Consider the following 19,023-nt stretch of genomic DNA (forward strand, 5'->3'; position numbering starts at 1 on the left):
GGTTAACCGGCGAAATGGCTCCAGAGGATTTCGCTACCGATACCAATCAACACGATACCGCCGAGGATTTCGGCCCGTTTACCCAACAGCGGGCCAATAAAACGGCCGACCATGATCCCCAGCGTTGACATAAGAAACGTCGCGCAGCCGATCGCCAGGGCGGTGGTCACAATGCTGACCTGCAGGAAGGCCAGACCGACGCCGACAGCCATGGCGTCGAGGCTGGTGGCAAAGGCAGTGGTGACTAGCAACCAGAAGCCATGTCGGCGGGGGGCCTCGCACGCCTCGTCGCTGTCGCCACGAAAACCTTCGACGATCATTCGCCCACCGAGAAACACCAGCAAAATAAAGGCAATCCAGTGGTTCCATTCAAGGACAAACTGACTGGCCAGCATGCCGAGCCCCCAGCCGACCAGCGGCGTCAGGGTTTCAATGACACCAAAAATCAGCCCGGTGCGCACAGCTTCTGAGAATTTGGGTTTATGCAGGGTGGCGCCTTTGCCGATAGAAGCCGCGAAGGCGTCCATGGACATGCCGAAGGCGAGAAGAATGGTAGCGGATAAATTCATGTGCGTGTCCTGACCGGGGATAATCCATATGACACATCGCTGCCCCCAGTAAATATACGCGGAGCCGCTCAATGGCTGAGCAATACGTACAGCAGTGATGTATCTATGGTCTCGCCTGATTGAATCACTTCAACCCGTACGTGCCACGTTTTGCAACGAGTATGTTGACACGCACATTCCCCGACAGACAGGAAATTGGCTACTCCCCAACGACGGGCGCAACCTTAACATATTTTTAGAATATAAAACAATAACAGAAGATGGCTATTTTACCAACCAAATGATAACGATTTTCATTTAAATTTATAAGTAAATTAATAGTTAATAAAATGAATGACGATGGATGGGAAAATATAGCCAGGGCTATATAATTTCCCACATGAAAACTGGAAAAATATAGCGCTGGCTATATTCTTAACTTACTGAGTTGAAACGAGAAGTTTGTAAATCTTCTCCAGATCGTCGATATTTCGTACGCGTATAAGTAGCCGCCGTTGCTCTAATTGCATCACCAGCACGCCATCTTCAGATAAATTCATCTCTTTAATCCGCTGATATTCTATCCACACGTTGGCGAAGAAAAATCCACGCGGCTTAAAAATGATTTTCGGCGTGCGGATCCAGAATAAATAGAAACCCATCAGCGCCAGGGCAGATAATAGCCAGGTGGTGATGACCGTGCCGTGCTGGGTGATGTTGTTATAGATCAGAATGGCAATGAGGCCGACAAAGATGATGCCGTCAACGCGGCTGCGGCGAAGCAGGGGGACCGCCAGCAGTACCGGGCCGTTCCGCCGCGGCATGATAAACTGGTCGTACACGGCGTAGGCCAGTAGCGCAAGGATAAACAGGATGATTACCAGGTCCGTGAATGTCATTGCTTTGCGTTTCTCCTGATAAAAAAAAGCCGGGGGCAAGCCCCCGGCGTACAGCTCGAAAATTACAGACCCAGCAGGCCGACCGCGTAACCGGCGATACCGATGACGAAGAAGCCAACGATGATCCACAGCGGGTTAACTTTCTTACGCAGCAGCCACATACAGGCGAAGGTCAGCAGCAGCGGCACCAGGCCCGGCATCAGCTGGTCGAGGATAGTCTGCACGGTGGTGACGTGAACCTGTCCGTCAGAGCCGGTGATTTTTGACACCACCATCGGAATGTTTACGTGCGTCCACTTGTTAACCAGTGCCCCCATGACAAACAGGCCGAGGATAGATGCCCCCTCAGTCAGTTTCTGCAGGAAGCCGCCGCCCATATCTTTAACGATGTCGACGCCTTTGCGGTAACCGTAGGCGACGCCGTAGTAACGGGTCAGCAGGCGCACGGCGTTGAACAGGATAAAGAACAGCAGAGGACCGAGCAGGCTACCGCTCATTGCTATCCCGGCGCCTAAAGCGGCGAACACGGGACGTACGGTACCCCAGAAGATCGGGTCGCCGACGCCGGCCAGCGGCCCCATCAAGCCGACTTTGATACCGTTGATGGCGCCATCGTCAATTTCTGCGCCATTGGCGCGCTGCTCTTCCATCGCCAGCGTGACGCCCAGTACCGGAGCGGCAACGTAAGGGTGGGTGTTGAAGAACTCAAGGTGACGTTTAATCGCCTGCTTACGCGCATCGTTGTTCTCAGGGTACAGACGGCGAATAGCCGGAACCATGGAGAAGCAGAAGCCCAGCGCCTGCATACGTTCGAAGTTCCATGAACCCTGGAACAGGTTAGAACGAATGAACACGCCACGAATATCACTCTGAGTGAGTTTTTTCTCGGTGGTATTTTTAGTCATATCAACCATTTCGCTCACCTGTTAGTCCAGTTCGTTATCGAGATCGTTGTTGCCAGCCGCCTGAGCCGGGGCACCCGCGACGCGGTTATATTTCGGGCTCAGCTGGATGTAGAGGATAGCCATAACCGCACCAATCACACCCAGCGCAACCAGGTTGAAGTTGGTGAAAGCGGCGGTGACGAAGCCGAGGTAGAAGAACGGCATCAGGTAGCCTGCGCGCATCATGTTGATAACCATCGCATAACCGACAACCACGATCATACCGCCGGCGATGTTCAGACCGCTGGTGACCACTTCAGGGATCGCGTTCAGCAGGCCCTGGACTTCGCTGGTACCGACGGAAATGGCGACGATGACGGCCGGGATAGCGATACGCATCGCCTGCAGGAACAAGGACGAGACGTGCAACCACGACAGGGCGGTCAGGTTGCCATTCTCCGCCGCTTTATCTGCCGCGTGCTGGAAGGCTACGGTGATGGTACGAACGATAATGGTCAGCACCTGGCCTGCCGCCGCCAGCGGGATAGCCAGCGCGATACCGGCACCGATGCTCTGATGGCCGGCAATAACCAGAACGGTGGAAATAATGGACGCCAGCGCGGCATCAGGGGCAACCGCCGCACCGATGTTCATCCAACCCAGAGCGATCATTTCCAGCGTACCGCCGATGATAATACCGGTTTTCATATCGCCGAGAACGGCGCCAATCAGCGTACAAGCGACCAGAGGACGGTGGAACTGAAATTCATCAAGCACCGACTCCATACCCGCAATACACGCGACGATGAACACCAGCACAATCTGAAGAAGGGTAATCTCCATTGTACTTCTCCTGTTGATTAAGTCTTAAAGTGAAAACTGGGGCGCGATCGGCCGGGTTATTTATCAACCTTGGCGATCAGATCCATCATTTTCAGTTTCGGGTCGGTGGACACTTTACGTGCCTCCAGCTCGATACCGCGTGCGTTCAGCTTGTTAAACGCCTCAATATCTTTGGCATCGACCGAAATCGCGTTGTTAACCTGGGTTTTGCCCTGGCGGAACGCCATACCACCGATGTTGACGCTGGTGATTTTCACGCCGCCCTCGACGATACGCTCAACGTCGGTCGGGTTAGTAAACAGCAGCATGACGCGCTGCCCGGCGTACATCGGGTTGTTGTAAACGCGGATCATTTTGGCGACGTCCACCACGTGGGCGGTGACGCCCGGTGGTGCAACCTGGGTCAGCAGGGTTTTGCGCACCGTATCCGCGGCCACTTCGTCGCTGACGACGATGATGCGGGTGACGTTGGTCTCTTTGGTCCAGCGGGTGGCGACCTGACCATGGATCAGGCGGTCGTCAATGCGCGCGAGGCCAATCACCATGTAGTCGTTCGGGCCCATCGGTTTGGCCGGCGCGGCGGCTTTTGGCGCCGCGGCAGGGGCTGGCGCGGGAGCCGCTTTTTCCACCGGTTTGGCCTTCAGCGCTTTCACGCCTTCGCTACCGGTCTCCACCGCTAAGGCGACCAGTTCATCAAACGAAGGGTCATCATCGCGGGCCATGAAGGTTTCCACCAGCATCGGGATGTTAACCCCGGCGATGACTTCGTAATGCTCTTTATCGACGACAATGCGGCTCGCAGCGTTGAACGGGCTGCCTCCCCATGTATCGACGAGAAATAGCACGCCTTTACTGGTATCCAGTTTTGCCAACTGGGCATTGTATTTCTCGATCAGCGTTTCGGCGTTTTCACCCGGAACGAAATCGATCCAGCCAACGTTTTCCTGCTCGCCCAACAGCATCTCTGCTGTTTTCAGCAGCTGTTCTGCAGCCCAACCATGTGTGCCTATTACAATAGCAATCGTCACTTGCTACCTCCTTTATTATCGTGAATGCATCATCTGCTTTGATACATCCTGAATCACTCTTGAGGACAAAATCGATTCAGTTAGGGTGTAAGATAGAAAATAGTTACTACCGCGAATTATTTTAGACAGTGAAAAAATAATTAATGTGATGAAGATCCGTTAATCAGGCATCGCCTGGTAATAATTTTGCAGCGCAAAAAATAGCCTTAGTTATTGCAAATTCAGGTAAATTTTTTCCAATTTCGATCTATATTTTGCTATGTTTAACTTCCGTTTAATTACTCAGGAGTATAGGGCATAGCCCGCAGTATGGACCGTCATCGACGTCTTTTCACTTTCTGGCACCTGGTTGCCACCTCCACGCATCACGCTTTTCTCTCAGCACCTATTGTCGCGCCCATGCATGACATGGCGATGACTCAGCTTGCCGCTAACCGGAGTCGTACATGGAATTGTTAATGGATCCCTCAATCTGGGCTGGCCTGTTGACGCTTATCGTTCTGGAGATTGTGCTCGGTATCGACAACCTGGTGTTTATTGCCATCCTGGCGGACAAACTGCCGCCGAAGCAGCGCGATAAAGCGCGACTGATCGGCCTTTCGCTGGCGCTGGTGATGCGCCTGGGGCTGCTGTCGGTGATCTCCTGGATGGTGACCCTGACGAAGCCGCTGATTACTATCGCTGATTTCTCCTTTTCCGGGCGCGACCTTATCATGCTGCTCGGCGGGATCTTCTTGCTGTTTAAGGCGACGACTGAACTGCATGAGCGGCTGGAAAACCGCCAGCACGATAGCGGTCACGGTAAAGGGTATGCCAGTTTCTGGGTGGTGGTGCTGCAGATCGTGGTGCTGGACGCCGTCTTCTCTCTGGATGCGGTGATCACGGCGGTCGGGATGGTTAACCATCTGCCGGTGATGATGGCGGCGGTGGTGATCGCCATGATCATGATGCTGCTGGCGTCGAAGCCATTGACGCGCTTTGTCAACCAGCACCCGACGGTGGTGGTGCTCTGTCTGAGCTTCCTGTTGATGATCGGCCTGAGCCTAGTGGCGGAAGGGTTTGGCTTCCATATTCCGAAAGGGTATCTGTACGCGGCGATCGGTTTCTCGATCATCATCGAGTTCTTTAACCAGGTGGCGCGACGCAACTTTGTCCGACATCAGTCGACGCTGCCGCTGCGTGCCCGTACCGCGGATGCGATCCTGCGCCTGATGGGCGGCCGGAAACAGACCTCCGTCAGCCATGACGCCGACAGCCCGGCAGCCATACCGGTGCCGGAAGGGGCGTTTGCCGAAGAAGAACGTTACATGATTAACGGCGTGCTGACGCTGGCCCAGCGCTCCCTGCGCGGTATTATGACCCCGCGCGGTGAAATCAGCTGGGTCGACGCCGAACAGAGTGATGACGAAATTCGTCGTCAGCTGCTGTCGTCGCCGCACAGTCTGTTCCCGGTCTGCCGCGGAGAGCTGGATGAAATCATCGGTATCGTGCGGGCGAAAGAGTTGCTGGTGGCCCTTGAGGCGGGAGAAAACGTTGCGGCGCTGGCCTCTGCCTCCCCGGCGATTGTCGTCCCGGAAACGCTGGACCCGATCAATCTGCTCGGCGTTCTGCGCCGCGCGCGCGGCAGCTTTGTCATCGTGACCAACGAGTTTGGCATGGTACAGGGGCTGGTGACGCCGCTGGACGTCCTGGAAGCCATCGCCGGTGAATTCCCGGATGCCGATGAGACGCCGGAGATCGTCATTGACGGCGATGGCTGGCTGATCAAAGGCTCGACCGACTTGCATGCGCTGCAGCAGGCGCTTGGACTGGATGCGCTGGTCAATGAAGATGAGGATATTGCCACGGTGGCCGGGTTGGTGATCGCCGTCAATGGCCATATCCCGCGCATTGGCGACACCGTGTCGCTACCGCCGCTGCAGTTTACCGTGGTGGAAGCGAATGATTACCGGGTCGACCTGGTCCGCGCGGTGGTCACCCGTCCGCTGAGCGACGAAGAAGAGTAATTGCCCTGCTCGTCGGCCCCTGTGGCCGGCGAGCTATTCTCCCCCCTCGCTTTTCTGCCCCTCTCTGTCTGCCAGCCACGCCGGAAACGCCTCTATCGGCATCGGCCGGGCATAATAAAATCCCTGCAGCACATCGACGCCGTGGCCCCGGAGATAGCTTTCCTGCTCCAGCGTCTCCACCCCTTCGGCCACGGTAACGATATTCAGACGGTCGGCGAGGGCTATAATAATATCCGTCACCGTGGCATTGACGCTGTCTATCCCGACGGAACTGGTAAACGAGCGGTCGATCTTCAGCACGTCCGGCCGCAGTTTTTCCAGCCACGAGAGCGAGCTGTTACCGGTGCCAAAATCATCTATCGCCAGCTGGACCCCTTTTAAATGCAAATGTTCGGCCATGTGCTGGTCGCCATCCTGCAGGACATCACGTTCGGTGAGTTCAACCACCAGCTGTTGTACCGGATTGACGCTAAACCAGTAATTGTGCAGGTCATGCAGCAGCAAACCGTGTGCAAAGTGACGGGCAGCGACATTAATCGCGATATGAAAATGCGGCTCGCTGGGGAAGGCGTCCAGGCGGCGGGCGGTTTCGGCGATCACATAGCGGGTGAGGGGAATAATCAGATTGTCCCCTTCGGCGATGGGAATAAATACCTCGGGCGAAATCTCGCCGCGGCGGGGGTTGTTCCAGCGCAGCAGGATCTCAACCCCGCAGCAGCGTCCGCTGCGCGCATCCTGCAGCGGCTGGCACCAGAGGGCAAACTCCCTGGCCGAAATGCCAAGGCTTATTTCCCGCGAGAAACTCATTCTGCCCGCGGTGGCCAGCCAGGCGATACCGGTCATTAACAGGCTGAAGATCAGCGCCAGCGGCAGCTCACCGGGCAGCTCTTCAAGAGCGATGGCCGTGGCGCCGGGGCCGTTGATGTTGACGGTAAAAGGAAACTCCGTCGAGCGCTGGCGATAAATCACCGTTCCCTGCGGAGCATGCGCTTTATCAAGAAGCCCATGGCTGCTGCTAAAATAACGGTCGCCAACCTGCAGGCTGACGTCGCTGATCAGGGCCGATTTTTCATTAAGAATTAAGGTTCCCAGCAGCTCGATATTGAACATCAACATCACACCATCCAGGCCGCTCTCCGAGGCTGGATACCACTGAATTAGCACCGGTGTGCCTTTAAGCAGCGAATTGTCCGTTGAAAAGAGCAGCAGAGGATGATGCGCCGGCAGCGCGGGCTGCAGCTGGTGTAAATTCGCCTGCCGCTGGCCAAAGATACTTGAACAGTAGATCGTGCCCGACGACACCAGGGCGATGGAACGAACAGTTTGTAGCGAGGCTGCCATTTTGCGCAGCGTCAGATGAATATCCATGCAGGGTTTATCGACCAGCGACAACAGCGTCTCCCGCTCCACGCTTAGCGGGCGCAGAATATTATCCAGCGCCGTAACCCGCTGGCTGGCGGCGGTACGAATAGCATCTTCATTTACGCTACGCTGTGAAATAAATCGAATGGCTAAGGTAGCGCCGAGGGTTATCAGCGCTACCAACAGGCAGACAATAATGCGTTTGCGACGATAGGCCGTAATGACTTTTTGTGCAGTCTGCATGTGCGACACCCTGTCGACAGGACGAGTGGTTAAGCGTGGCTTATTTAATAGAGCAATTGTAGTGGCAGAATATCGCTAGGTATAGAAAAAAGAAAATGCGCCACTGAGGGCGCATCAGAAAGGCAGAGGACGTTCACTCCCCGAGGCAAGACGTCGGCGCCTCTGGCGGGCGTAAACGAAAGCGAACAGTTTAGTCACACTGAACTTTAATCGCCAGGCCGCCGCGGGAGGTTTCACGGTACTTGGCGTTCATGTCTTTCCCGGTTTCGTACATGGTCTCGATCACTTTATCGAGCGAGACGCGCGGTTCACTGGTACGGCGCATTGCCATTCGCGCGGCGTTGATCGCTTTGACGGAGGCGATAGCGTTACGTTCAATGCACGGCACCTGTACCTGACCGGCGACCGGGTCGCAGGTCAGACCGAGATTATGTTCCATGCCGATCTCCGCCGCCACGCAAACCTGTTCCGGGCTGGCGCCGAGCAGTTCGGCCAGGCCCGCCGCCGCCATCGAGCAGGCGACGCCGACTTCGCCCTGACAGCCGACTTCGGCTCCGGAAATGGACGCATTCATCTTATACAGCGCACCGATCGCTCCGCAGGCCATAAAGTAGCGGATATAAATTTCCGGGCTGACAGATTCGATAAAATGATCGTAATAGGCGAGTACCGCCGGAACGATGCCGCAGGCGCCGTTGGTCGGCGCGGTCACCACGCGACCGCCGGCAGCGTTCTCTTCATTGACCGCCAGCGCGAACATGTTGACCCAGTCAACGACGTTCATCGGATCGCTGGAGAGCTTATCGCTGGCCACCAGCAGGCGACGCAGGGCCGAGGCGCGACGCGGCACGCGCAGCGGGCCAGGCAGCACGCCTTCGGTATTCATGCCGCGGTCGATACAGGCGCGCATGGTTTGCCAGACGTTAGCGAAATAATCCTCGATCTCTTTTTTGCTGTGCAGCGCCAGTTCGTTCTGCATCACCATCCCGGAGAGCGACAGGCCGGTCTCTTTGCAGTAGGCCAGCATTTCCTGCGCCGATTTAAACGGGTAGGGCACCTGCAATTCGTTGGCGTCTTCTTTGCCGAAGTGCTCTTCGTCAACGATAAAGCCGCCGCCAATTGAGTAATAGGTCTTGCAGTAGATCTCTTTCTCGCCGGCCCAGGCATGAATGGTCATGCCGTTTTCGTGCAGCGGCAGGTTGTCGCTGCGAAAACGCATGCCGTCATCGGCCGGGAAATCGACTTCGTGCTGCCCGTTGGCCAGCAGCAGCCGACCGCGCGCCTCGACGTCGCGGATAAATGCCGGGATGCCGTCAATATCGACCGTATCGGGCTGATTGCCCGCCAGTCCCATGATAATGGCGATGTCCGTATGGTGGCCTTTGCCGGTTAATGACAGCGAACCGTAGACGTCAACCGCCACGCGGGTCACTGCATTAAGCAATCCTTTTTCGACCAGGTCATCGACGAACTGTTTACCGGCCTTCATCGGGCCAACAGTGTGGGAAGATGAGGGACCAATCCCCACCTTGAACATGTCGAATAGACTAATCACGATAATACTCCTGACAGGGTTACCGCGGGTGCGGTAACGATGTAATAACTGCGCATAGTGTAAGAGGGAAGCGCCCTGTCAGTTCAACTATTCACATGAATTAAACTAATGGATAACCGCGATTTTACTAATAGTGAGAGCGCCCTCTCATAATCAGTATAGCTAAGGTCGCGCGCCTATCTGCAGCGCCAGCTCGCGAATGATCCCGGCGGTCATTCCCCAGACAAAATAATGCTGGTACCAGGAGAGCCAGACGCGGTGGTCATTGCCGCGGCGGTGAATATCCAGCGGATGGTAGCGCCCCAGGCGCAGGGCTTCGGCCAGCGGCATTTCAAATACTGCGGCGACTTCGTCCTGGCTGGCGTGGTAGTGCAGATCCGGGGGAATAATGCCCACCACCGGCGTCACCTGAAAACCGGTGACGCTGTCTACCGGCGGCAGGACGCCAATCACCTCGACTGCATCCGGCGGGATCGCAACTTCTTCCTGGGCTTCGCGCAGGGCAGCTGCGATAAGCGTCGCGTCCGTGTTATCTACCGCGCCGCCGGGAAAGGCGACCTGGCCGGCGTGCTTGCGCAGCAGCGGCGAACGCTGGGTCAGCAGCAGGCCGGGCTGCGGCCGACGCACGATCGGCACCAGCACCGCTGCCTGCCGTTGATTAAGCGCATGGCGCGAAGGCTGCGGGCGCAACAGCTGAAAACGGGACAGAAAGTCATCCAGATTGAGGGCGCGGTCCGCCATGGTTTAATTCTCCAGTTGGTGCAGGATACGATTAACTTTATCAAAAGTTTCCTGATATTCCGCCGCTTCATCGCTATCCGCCACAATTCCGCCGCCGGCGGAGCAGTACAGCTGCCCCTGCCAGGCCGTCAGGGTGCGAATGGTGATGCTGGTATCCATATTGCCGCAATAGCTCAGGTAGCCGATGCTTCCGCACCAGGCATTGCGTCGCTGGGGCTCCAGCTCATCGATAATCTCCATTGCCCGCACCTTTGGGGCGCCGGTGATCGACCCGCCGGGAAAGGCGGCGCGCAGCAGGTCGCTGGCGTGCAGCGTTGCCGGTAAGCGGGCGGTGATGGTACTGACCAGATGATGGACCGCAGGGAACGGCTCGACCACGAACAGCTCGGGGACTCGCACGCTGCCCGGGACGGCGACGCGGCCGATGTCGTTGCGCATCAGATCGACAATCATTACATTCTCGGCGCGATCTTTCGGCGAATTTGCCAGCTTCTCAGCCTGCTGCGCATCTTCCAGCGGCGAATCGAGCCGTGGCAGGGTGCCTTTTATCGGGCGTGTCTGGATCTCGCCCTGGCGCAGCTGAATGAAGCGCTCCGGCGACAGGCTTAAAATCGCGCCTTCCTCAAGGCGGATAAAGGCGCTAAAGGGGGCGCGGTTGGCGGCGTTTAGCTGGCGGAAAGCCTGCCATTCATCACCGACGTAGTTGGCCTGAAAGCGCTGAGCGAGGTTGACCTGATAGCAGTCGCCGCTTTGCAGATAGGCCTGTACCTGGCGAAATTTCTCGCCGTACTGCTGGCGGTTCATATTTGACTGCCAACTGGAGGTCAGGGAGAAAGTTTGAGCCGGCTGGCGTGTTTGTGATTCCAGCCACTGCAGGCGCTGCTGCGGGTCGTCATAGCTGAGCAGTGAAATTTGCTGACGCTGGTGGTCGACGATCAGCGCCCAGTCATAAATGCCTACCGCCATCTCCGGCAGGGCGATATCAGCCTGCGCGTGCGAAGGGAGACGCTCAAAGCGGCGGCCCAGGTCGTAGCCGAATAGCCCCAGCGCGCCGCCGAGAAACGGCAGGTTTTCATCGGCCGGCGGCGTTAACTGACAGCGATCCAACTGCTGTTGCAGCAGTTGCAGCGGATCTTCCGCAGAGATACAAACGGTTTCGCCGTCATCGACCCAGGTCTGTTCACCGCGCGTCAGCAGCGTGGCGCGCGGGGCCGCCACCAGGATATCAAAGCGGTTATGCGGATGATCGGCAAAGCCGGAATGCAGCAGCATCGCCCAGGGCGTGGCGCTTAACGGCGTAAAATAGTGTTCGGCCGCATCCGGGCGCCAGGGCAGGGTAATAATCGCGGGGGACAACATCTTTCTCTATCCTGAACGTTGCCGTCCCTCTGGCGTAGGCGGGGACGGCGTGAAATAATTACGCCCCACAATGTAGCAGGAGTAAAAGATGTTTGCAGGTTTACCTTCGCTGAGCCACGAGCAACAGCAAAAAGCGGTCGAACGTATCCATGAGCTAATGGCCCAGGGGATGAGCAGCGGCCAGGCGATTGCCCTGGTGGCGGAAGAGCTGCGCGCAACGCATACCGGCGAGCAGATCGTCGCGCGCTTTGAAGATGAAGACGAAGACGAGTAATTACACCGCGGCGATAATTTTGATCTCGACTTTATACTGCGGTTTCATCAGCGTGGCTTCTACCGTGCAGCGCACCGGGGCGTGACCGGCCACTACCCAGGCGTCCCAGGCCTTATTCATCGCCGCAAAGTCATTTTTGTCGGCGAGGAAGATGGTGGCGTCAAGAATACGCGACTTGTCGCTACCCTGTTTTTCCAGTACCGCGTCAATCTGCGCGAGGGTATTAGCGGTCTGCTCGAAGGCGTCGGCGTCGAGATTTGCCGGCACGCCGGTGTAGTACAGAGTCTGGTTGTGGATCACCACGTCTGACCAGCGGGCTTCAGCATCAATACGCGTAATTGTCATTTCTCATTCCTCTTGAGGGTTCCATTCGGCTGCGGCAAGACTGCCATAATGTGCCGCGCGCGTCACTACCCGGACTGGCGAAACGCCGTGCTCCCTGACATAATCACTGTCCAAATAACCAGGGGGCAATGTGATCGACGATTTTGCAGCAGACGGCCAGCTAGCCAAAGCCATACCGGGATTTAAACCGCGCGAACCGCAGCGCCAGATGGCGGTGGCGGTCAGCGAAGCGATTGAGGCCTCCCGGCCGCTGGTGGTGGAAGCGGGGACCGGAACCGGTAAAACCTATGCCTATCTGGCACCTGCGCTGCGGGCGAAAAAAAAGGTGATTATCTCCACCGGGTCGAAAGCGCTGCAGGACCAGCTCTATAGCCGCGATCTGCCCACCGTCGCCAAAGCGCTTAAGTTTACCGGTAAACTGGCGCTGCTCAAAGGGCGCTCTAACTACCTGTGCCTCGAACGTCTTGAGCAGCAGGCGCTGGCGGGCGGCGATCTGCCGGTGCAAACCCTCAGCGACGTGATCCTCCTGCGCTCCTGGTCGAACCAAACCCAGGATGGCGACATTAGCACCTGCGCCAGCGTGGCGGAAGATTCCCAGGCCTGGCCGCTGGTCACCAGCACCAACGATAACTGTCTCGGTAGCGACTGCCCGCTGTATAAAGACTGCTTCGTGGTGAAGGCGCGTAAAAAAGCGATGGACGCCGACGTGGTGGTGGTCAACCATCACCTGTTCCTGGCCGATATGGTGGTCAAAGAGAGCGGCTTTGCCGAGCTGATCCCCGAGGCGGAAGTGATGATCTTCGATGAAGCCCATCAGCTGCCGGATATTGCCAGCCAGTACTTTGGCCAGTCGCTCTCCAGCCGCCAGCTGCTGGACCTGGCGAAAGACATCACCATTGCCTATCGCACTGAACTCAAGGATACCCAGCAGCTGCAAAAATGTGCCGACCGCCTGGCGCAAAGCGCCCAGGATTTCCGCCTGCAGCTGGGCGATCCCGGCTATCGTGGCAACCTGCGCGAACTGCTGGCGGACACCAACATTCAGCGCGCGCTGCTGCTGCTCGATGACGCTCTTGAACTGTGTTACGACGTCGCCAAACTCTCCCTCGGGCGCTCGGCGCTGCTCGATGCCGCCTTTGAGCGCGCGACCCTCTACCGAGGGCGCTTAAAGCGGCTGAAAGAGATTAATCAGCCGGGTTACAGCTACTGGTATGAGTGTACCTCGCGCCACTTCACCCTCGCGCTGACGCCGTTAACCGTGGCCGAGAAGTTTAAAGAGGTCATGGCGCAGAAATCGGGGAGCTGGATCTTTACCTCGGCGACGCTGTCGGTCAACGACGACCTGCATCACTTCACTGCCCGGCTGGGGATCGACGAGGCACAGACCCTGCTGCTGCCGAGTCCCTTTGATTATCAGCATCAGGCGCTGCTCTGCGTGCCGCGCAACCTACCGCTGCCGAATCAGCCCGGCGCGGCGCGGCATCTGGCGGCGATGCTCAAGCCGTTGATCGAGGCCAACGACGGTCGCTGCTTTATGCTGTGTACCTCGCATGCCATGATGCGCGATCTGGCGGAGCAGTTCCGCGCTACCATGACGCTACCCGTGCTGCTGCAGGGGGAGACCAGCAAAGGCCAGCTGCTGCAGCAGTTCGTCAGCGCTGGAAATGCGCTGCTGGTGGCCACCAGCAGCTTCTGGGAGGGAGTCGACGTGCGCGGCGACGCGCTGTCACTGGTGATTATCGATAAGCTACCCTTTACCTCGCCGGACGATCCGCTGCTGAAAGCGCGGATGGAAGATTGCCGTCTGCGCGGCGGGGACCCCTTCGATGAAGTGCAGCTCCCGGACGCGGTGATCACCCTTAAACAGGGGGTGGGGCGCCTGATCCGAGATATTGACGACCGTGGGGTGCTGGTGATCTGCGACAACCGGCTGGTGATGCGCCCTTACGGGGCGGTGTTCCTGGCGAGCCTGCCGCCGGCGCCGCGAACCCGCGATATCCGCCGGGCGGTGCGCTTTCTCGCCGTACCGCCGGCAAGGTAATCCGCACTAAAATGTGTTAAGCTGCGCGCCATTTTGTTAATTAGCGGTTCCCAATAGACTTCGGGCGGCATGGCGGCGGGTTGACCGTATGCCGGGAAACAGGCTGCCTGAAGGCCTGAACTATGTAACGAGAGCGTGACCACCCATGCGAATTTTGGCTATCGATACCGCCACAGAGGCCTGCTCCGCGGCGCTGTGGAATGATGGCACCCTTAGTGCTCATTTCGAAATTTGTCCCCGCGAACATACCCAACGTATCCTGCCGCTGGTGCAGGAGGTCCTGACTGAAAGCGGCACCATGCTGACCGAGCTTGACGCGCTGGCCTTTGGCCGCGGTCCGGGCAGCTTTACCGGCGTGCGTATCGGCATTGGTATCGCCCAGGGGCTGGCGCTCGGCGCCGAACTGCCAATGATCGGCGTTTCCACCCTGGCCACCATGGCGCAGGGCGCCTGGCGCAAAACCGGCGCCACCCGCGTGCTGGCGGCGATTGACGCGCGAATGGGCGAAGTCTACTGGGCTGAGTACCAGCGCGACGAGCAGGGCGTCTGGCACGGTGAAGAGACCGAAGCGGTACTTAAACCGGACGCGGTGGCCGAACGGCTGGCGCAGCTTTCCGGCGAATGGGCCACCGTCGGCACCGGCTGGCAGGCGTGGCCGGATCTGGCGAAAGAAAGCGGACTGACCTTAAGCAGCGGTGAAATTGAACTGCCGGCGGCAGAAGATATGCTGCCGTTAGCCTGTTACCTGCTGGCGGCGGGGAAAACCGTGGCCGTGGAGAAAGCGGAGCCGGTTTATTTGCGAAACGAGGTGGCGTGGAAGAAACTTCCGGGCCGCGAGTGAATCTCAGTAACAAGAAGACTGAGAAAAGGAGTCGCATCATGGCGGGTCAAAAACAGGGCGTTCGCTGGCTGCTGGCCGCGGCGGTTGCCGTTGCGTTAAGCGGCTGCGTATCGGTGCCGGATGCCATCAAAGGCACCAGCCCTACGCCGCAGCAGGATTTAGTGCGGGTGATGAACGCCCCGCAGCTGTACGTTGGCCAGGAAGCGCGCTTTGGCGGCAAGGTGGTCAATGTGCAGAACCAGCAGGGGAAAACCCGTTTAGAGATCGCCACCGTGCCGCTGGACAGTGGTGCGCGGCCTGTACTGGGCGAACCATCGCGGGGGCGGATCTATGCTGATGTTAATGGCTTCCTCGATCCGGTGGACTTCCGCGGTCAACTGGTGACCGTCGTCGGGCCGATTGCCGGCGTGGTAGACGGTAAAGTTGGCGCAACGTCGTATAAATTCATGTTGATGAACGCCACCGGCTATAAGCGTTGGAACGTGGTGCAGCAGGTGGTAATGCCCCCGCAGCCTATCGATCCGTGGATGCTGGGTCCGCGCCCCTGGGGTTACGGCTATGGCGGCTGGGGCTGGTACAACCCCGGTCCTGCTGAGGTGAGAAACGTTGTAACCGAATGATTTTGTTGTTTTTGTAAGTTGAAAGAAACAGCGGCTTGTCCGCTGTTTCTTTGTTTTCAGTTGAATAAGAAAAAAAATAGTGACGCGCTTCGCAACCTGCTCATCGCCTAATTAATAAACTGGTACGCTGAGTTAATATAATGTTAACAAAATGTATTTTCCAGGGGCTGTGATGACGACGAATAACTATTTCAGAGGTGATGCAGTGAAAAAGGTTTGGCTAAACCGTTATCCCGCGGATGTTCCTGCGGAGATAAATCCTGACCGCTATCAATCCCTGGTTGAATTGTTTGAACATGCCACCACCCGCTACGCTGACCAACCGGCGTTTATCAATATGGGTGAAGTGATGACCTACCGTAAGCTGGAGGAGCGCAGCCGGGCCTTCGCCGCTTACCTTCAGGAGGGGTTAGGGCTGCAGAAGGGCGATCGCGTGGCCCTGATGATGCCTAACCTGCTGCAGTATCCGGTGGCCCTGTTTGGCATCCTGCGCGCCGGGATGATCGTGGTCAACGTCAACCCCTTGTATACCCCGCGTGAACTGGAGCATCAGCTCAACGACAGCGGCGCGGCGGCGATCGTTATCGTTTCTAACTTTGCCCATACTCTGGAAAAAGTGGTGGCGAAAACGCAGGTCCAGCATGTGATCCTGACGCGCATGGGCGACCAGCTCTCCACCGCCAAAGGCACGCTGGTGAACTTTGTGGTCAAGTACATCAAGCGCCTGGTGCCTAAATACCATCTTCCGGATGCCATCTCATTTCGCAGCGCGCTGCAGCATGGCTACCGCATGCAGTACGTTAAGCCGGAGATTGTTGCGGAAGATCTGGCTTTTCTGCAGTACACCGGGGGCACCACCGGCGTGGCCAAAGGGGCGATGCTAACCCACCGCAACATGCTGGCAAACCTCGAGCAGGTTAATGCCACCTACGGTCCGCTGTTGCATCGCGGTAAAGAGTTCGTGGTGACTGCGCTGCCGCTGTATCACATTTTTGCCCTGACCATGAACTGCCTGCTGTTTATCGAACTGGGCGGGCAGAATCTGCTGATCACTAATCCGCGCGACATTCCCGGGCTGGTGAAGGAGCTGGCGAAATATCCGTTTACCGCCATGACCGGGGTCAATACCCTGTTCAACGCTTTGCTGAACAACAAAGAGTTCCAGCAGCTGGACTTCTCTTCTCTGCACCTGTCCGCCGGCGGCGGGATGCCGGTGCAGCAGGCGGTGGCCGAGCGCTGGGTGAAACTGACCGGACAATATCTGCTGGAGGGCTACGGCCTGACCGAGTGTTCGCCGCTGGTCAGCGTCAACCCGCACGATATTGACTACCACAGCGGCAGCATTGGTCTGCCGGTGCCCTCCACCGAAGCGAAACTGGTGGATGATGATGATAACGACGTGGCGCCGGGGCAGCCGGGCGAGCTCTGTATCAAGGGGCCGCAGGTGATGCTGGGCTACTGGCAGCGGCCTGACGCGACGGATGAAATTATCAAAGACGGTTGGCTGCACACCGGGGATATCGCGGTGATGGATGACGAGGGATTCCTGCGCATCGTAGACCGCAAAAAAGACATGATCCTGGTGTCGGGCTTTAACGTCTATCCGAATGAAATCGAAGATGTCGTCATGCAGCACAGCGGGGTGCTGGAAGTGGCGGCCATCGGCGTGCCGTCCGGCAGCAGCGGTGAAGCGGTGAAGATTTTCGTGGTCAAGAAAGATGCCGCGTTAACGGAAGAAGCGCTGATTACGTTCTGCCGCCGCCATCTCACTGGCTACAAAGTGCCGAAGCTGGTGGAATTTCGTGACGAACTGCCGAAATCCAACGTCGGGAAAATTTTGCGGCGAGAACTGCGTGACGAAGCGCGCGCTAAAGTGGACAATAAAGGCTAAGTAACGAATGAGTCGCCTGACGCCGGCTACGCCGGCGTTTTTTATGGGCGCAGGTTAAGAGAGTATGCTTTGAACTATCAGATGATCACCACCGACGATGGCCTGCGCGCTGTCTGCGAAGCGGCAAGCACGGCCTCCGCCGTCGCTCTGGATACAGAATTTGTCCGCACCCGCACCTATTATCCGCAGCTGGGCCTGCTGCAGCTGTTCGACGGCAACCAGGTCTCTCTGATCGATCCCTTGACGATTAGCGACTGGGCGCCGATGCGCGACCTTCTCCTCAACCCGCAGGTGACCAAATACCTCCATGCCGGCAGTGAAGATTTAGAAGTCTTCCTTAATGCGTTCAACCTGATTCCGCAGCCGCTGATCGATACCCAGATCCTGGCGGCGTTCTGTGGCCGCCCGATGTCCTGGGGCTTTGCTTCGATGGTGGAAGAGTATTCCGGGGTAGCGCTGGATAAAAGTGAATCCCGCACCGACTGGCTGGCGCGCCCGCTGACCGAGCGTCAGTGCGAATATGCCGCGGCCGACGTCTGGTACCTGCTGCCGATCGCCAGCCAGTTAATGGCGGAAACCGATCGCGCGGGTTGGCTGTCGGCGGCGCTCGATGAGTGCCGTCTGATGCAGCAGCGTCGTCAGGAAGTGGTCGAACCGGCCGAGGCCTGGCGTGATATCGGCAACGCCTGGCAGCTGCGTACCCGCCAGCTGGGATGCCTGCAGCTGCTGGCGGAGTGGCGCCTGCGTAAAGCGCGTGAGCGCGATTTGGCGGTGAACTTTGTGGTGCGGGAAGAGCATCTGTGGAGCGTGGCGCGTTATATGCCCACTAGCCTCGGCGAGCTCGACAGCCTCGGGTTGTCCGGTAGCGAAATTCGCTTCCATGGCAAAACGCTGATTAGTCTGGTCGAGAAAGCCCAGGCGCTGCCGGAATCGGCCCTGCCGGCCCCGCTGCAAAACCTCATTGATATGCCGGGCTACCGCAAAGCCTTTAAAGATATCAAAGCGCTGGTGCAGGAAGTGAGCGCCGACAAGGGCGTGAGCGCGGAACTGCTGGCCTCGCGTCGGCAGATCAACCAGCTGCTGAACTGGCACTGGCAGCTGAAAACCCAGGCCGCTGAGCCGGAGCTGATTTCCGGCTGGCGCGGGGAACTGATGGCCGAGCGGCTGACGTCGTTATTAAACGACTATCCACGTTAGCGGACGGCCTGCTCCAGGCAATAAAAAACCGGCGGCGCGTGGCGTTGCCGGTTTTTTTTCGGGCGGAACAACAGGGTCAGGGTTTCGACTCTTCCGTTTCGGGTAGGGTCACGTTCAGCTCAAGAATGGAAATATCACCATCCCGCTGCTCCAGCTGCACGCTCACCATCTCCGGGTCGATCTGCACGTATTTACAAATCACTTCCAGGATATCTTTGCGCAACTGCGGCAGGTAATGCGGTTCCGCGTCTCCGCGGCGGCGCTCGGCGACGATGATTTGCAGGCGTTCTTTCGCAATATTAGCCGTGTTCTTTTTTCGCGAGAGAAAAAAGTCGAGTAAAGCCAT

General features: G+C 57.6%; 18 protein-coding genes. 7 read left to right on the plus strand and 11 right to left on the minus strand.

The annotated features are described in order from the left end of the window. Nucleotides 1-2: 2 nt before the first annotated feature. The 5 genes from mntP to manX all read right to left on the minus strand — a co-directional run bounded on the left by mntP (nt 3) and on the right by manX (nt 4,202). Nucleotides 3-569, minus strand: a complete 567-nt coding sequence (mntP, locus tag B8P98_RS10680) for a manganese efflux pump MntP (protein ID WP_025711067.1) — start codon at nt 567-569, stop codon at nt 3-5. 419 nt (nt 570-988) lie between these two features. Then, nucleotides 989-1,447 (minus strand): DUF986 family protein, encoded by a 459-nt coding sequence (locus tag B8P98_RS10690; protein WP_025711066.1) that lies wholly within the window; start codon nt 1,445-1,447, stop codon nt 989-991. Between the two features lie 62 nt (nt 1,448-1,509). Further along, nucleotides 1,510-2,361 (minus strand): PTS mannose transporter subunit IID, encoded by an 852-nt coding sequence (locus B8P98_RS10695; RefSeq protein ID WP_004145526.1) that lies wholly within the window; start codon nt 2,359-2,361, stop codon nt 1,510-1,512. Between the two features lie 12 nt (nt 2,362-2,373). Continuing rightward, nucleotides 2,374-3,174: a PTS mannose/fructose/sorbose transporter subunit IIC gene (locus tag B8P98_RS10700; protein ID WP_004203359.1), complete on the minus strand. Its 801-nt coding sequence runs from the start codon at nt 3,172-3,174 to the stop codon at nt 2,374-2,376. Between the two features lie 56 nt (nt 3,175-3,230). Continuing rightward, nucleotides 3,231-4,202 (minus strand): PTS mannose transporter subunit IIAB, encoded by a 972-nt coding sequence (manX, locus tag B8P98_RS10705; protein WP_008804289.1) that lies wholly within the window; start codon nt 4,200-4,202, stop codon nt 3,231-3,233. A gap of 446 nt (nt 4,203-4,648) precedes the next feature. Here manX and yoaE point away from each other — a divergent pair, with 446 nt between their 5' ends. Then, the gene (yoaE, locus tag B8P98_RS10710; protein ID WP_008804290.1) at nt 4,649-6,208 is read left to right on the plus strand and encodes a CNNM family cation transport protein YoaE; all 1,560 of its coding nucleotides are present in this window, start codon (nt 4,649-4,651) and stop codon (nt 6,206-6,208) included. Between the two features lie 33 nt (nt 6,209-6,241). On the opposite strand, the gene B8P98_RS10715 is transcribed toward yoaE, so the two are convergent. The 4 genes from B8P98_RS10715 to pabB form a co-directional block, all read right to left on the minus strand. Next, on the minus strand, nt 6,242-7,813 hold the full coding sequence (locus tag B8P98_RS10715; protein WP_080896669.1) for an EAL domain-containing protein: 1,572 nt from the start codon (nt 7,811-7,813) through the stop codon (nt 6,242-6,244). A 190-nt stretch (nt 7,814-8,003) separates the two neighbouring features. Then, complete coding sequence (gene sdaA / locus B8P98_RS10720; RefSeq protein ID WP_025711064.1) at nt 8,004-9,368, minus strand: L-serine ammonia-lyase; 1,365 nt, start codon at nt 9,366-9,368, stop codon at nt 8,004-8,006. Between the two features lie 162 nt (nt 9,369-9,530). Continuing rightward, nucleotides 9,531-10,109, minus strand: a complete 579-nt coding sequence (locus tag B8P98_RS10725) for a CoA pyrophosphatase (RefSeq protein ID WP_025711063.1) — start codon at nt 10,107-10,109, stop codon at nt 9,531-9,533. A gap of 3 nt (nt 10,110-10,112) precedes the next feature. Continuing rightward, on the minus strand, nt 10,113-11,468 hold the full coding sequence (gene pabB, locus B8P98_RS10730; RefSeq protein ID WP_025711062.1) for an aminodeoxychorismate synthase component 1: 1,356 nt from the start codon (nt 11,466-11,468) through the stop codon (nt 10,113-10,115). Between the two features lie 88 nt (nt 11,469-11,556). Between pabB and B8P98_RS10735 the strand changes: the two genes are divergently transcribed. Beyond that, nucleotides 11,557-11,742, plus strand: coding sequence for a YoaH family protein (locus tag B8P98_RS10735; RefSeq protein ID WP_025711061.1), 186 nt, complete (start codon nt 11,557-11,559; stop codon nt 11,740-11,742). Here B8P98_RS10735 and B8P98_RS10740 read toward each other — a convergent pair whose 3' ends face one another. Then, complete coding sequence (locus B8P98_RS10740; RefSeq protein WP_025711060.1) at nt 11,743-12,087, minus strand: RidA family protein; 345 nt, start codon at nt 12,085-12,087, stop codon at nt 11,743-11,745. Between the two features lie 130 nt (nt 12,088-12,217). Between B8P98_RS10740 and B8P98_RS10745 the strand changes: the two genes are divergently transcribed. From B8P98_RS10745 to rnd, 5 genes are all read left to right on the plus strand, one after another. Continuing rightward, nucleotides 12,218-14,128 carry an ATP-dependent DNA helicase gene (locus B8P98_RS10745; protein WP_025711059.1) on the plus strand — a complete coding sequence of 637 codons (1,911 nt, stop codon included), beginning with the start codon at nt 12,218-12,220 and terminating at the stop codon, nt 14,126-14,128. Nucleotides 14,129-14,273: 145 nt separating this feature from the next. Beyond that, nucleotides 14,274-14,969, plus strand: coding sequence for a tRNA (adenosine(37)-N6)-threonylcarbamoyltransferase complex dimerization subunit type 1 TsaB (gene tsaB, locus B8P98_RS10750; protein WP_025711058.1), 696 nt, complete (start codon nt 14,274-14,276; stop codon nt 14,967-14,969). Nucleotides 14,970-15,007: 38 nt separating this feature from the next. Further along, nucleotides 15,008-15,589 carry a Slp family lipoprotein gene (locus B8P98_RS10755; protein WP_025711057.1) on the plus strand — a complete coding sequence of 194 codons (582 nt, stop codon included), beginning with the start codon at nt 15,008-15,010 and terminating at the stop codon, nt 15,587-15,589. A gap of 205 nt (nt 15,590-15,794) precedes the next feature. Continuing rightward, entirely contained in the window at nt 15,795-17,480 is a 1,686-nt protein-coding gene (gene fadD, locus B8P98_RS10760) for a long-chain-fatty-acid--CoA ligase FadD (RefSeq protein ID WP_025711056.1), read from the plus strand. Nucleotides 17,481-17,561: 81 nt separating this feature from the next. Then, on the plus strand, nt 17,562-18,677 hold the full coding sequence (gene rnd / locus B8P98_RS10765; RefSeq protein WP_167382690.1) for a ribonuclease D: 1,116 nt from the start codon (nt 17,562-17,564) through the stop codon (nt 18,675-18,677). 76 nt (nt 18,678-18,753) lie between these two features. Here rnd and minE read toward each other — a convergent pair whose 3' ends face one another. Next, nucleotides 18,754-19,023 (minus strand): cell division topological specificity factor MinE, encoded by a 270-nt coding sequence (gene minE / locus B8P98_RS10770; protein ID WP_004103270.1) that lies wholly within the window; start codon nt 19,021-19,023, stop codon nt 18,754-18,756.

Source organism: Klebsiella quasivariicola (assembly GCF_002269255.1).
Classification (GTDB): domain Bacteria; phylum Pseudomonadota; class Gammaproteobacteria; order Enterobacterales; family Enterobacteriaceae; genus Klebsiella; species Klebsiella quasivariicola.

Excerpts from the sequence above, each read along its gene's own strand:
- B8P98_RS10725 (WP_025711063.1), bottom strand. The coding sequence starts at position 10,109 with ATGGCGGACCGCGCCCTCAATCTGGATGACTTTCTGTCCCGTTTTCAG.
- B8P98_RS10740 (WP_025711060.1), bottom strand. The coding sequence starts at position 12,087 with ATGACAATTACGCGTATTGATGCTGAAGCCCGCTGGTCAGACGTGGTG.
- minE (WP_004103270.1), bottom strand. The coding sequence starts at position 19,023 with ATGGCTTTACTCGACTTTTTTCTCTCGCGAAAAAAGAACACGGCTAAT.
- mntP (WP_025711067.1), bottom strand. The coding sequence starts at position 569 with ATGAATTTATCCGCTACCATTCTTCTCGCCTTCGGCATGTCCATGGAC.
- pabB (WP_025711062.1), bottom strand. The coding sequence starts at position 11,468 with ATGTTGTCCCCCGCGATTATTACCCTGCCCTGGCGCCCGGATGCGGCC.
- B8P98_RS10715 (WP_080896669.1), bottom strand. The coding sequence starts at position 7,813 with ATGCAGACTGCACAAAAAGTCATTACGGCCTATCGTCGCAAACGCATT.
- B8P98_RS10690 (WP_025711066.1), bottom strand. The coding sequence starts at position 1,447 with ATGACATTCACGGACCTGGTAATCATCCTGTTTATCCTTGCGCTACTG.
- B8P98_RS10700 (WP_004203359.1), bottom strand. The coding sequence starts at position 3,174 with ATGGAGATTACCCTTCTTCAGATTGTGCTGGTGTTCATCGTCGCGTGT.
- tsaB (WP_025711058.1), top strand. The coding sequence starts at position 14,274 with ATGCGAATTTTGGCTATCGATACCGCCACAGAGGCCTGCTCCGCGGCG.
- B8P98_RS10755 (WP_025711057.1), top strand. The coding sequence starts at position 15,008 with ATGGCGGGTCAAAAACAGGGCGTTCGCTGGCTGCTGGCCGCGGCGGTT.
- B8P98_RS10695 (WP_004145526.1), bottom strand. The coding sequence starts at position 2,361 with ATGGTTGATATGACTAAAAATACCACCGAGAAAAAACTCACTCAGAGT.
- B8P98_RS10735 (WP_025711061.1), top strand. The coding sequence starts at position 11,557 with ATGTTTGCAGGTTTACCTTCGCTGAGCCACGAGCAACAGCAAAAAGCG.
- yoaE (WP_008804290.1), top strand. The coding sequence starts at position 4,649 with ATGGAATTGTTAATGGATCCCTCAATCTGGGCTGGCCTGTTGACGCTT.
- rnd (WP_167382690.1), top strand. The coding sequence starts at position 17,562 with ATGATCACCACCGACGATGGCCTGCGCGCTGTCTGCGAAGCGGCAAGC.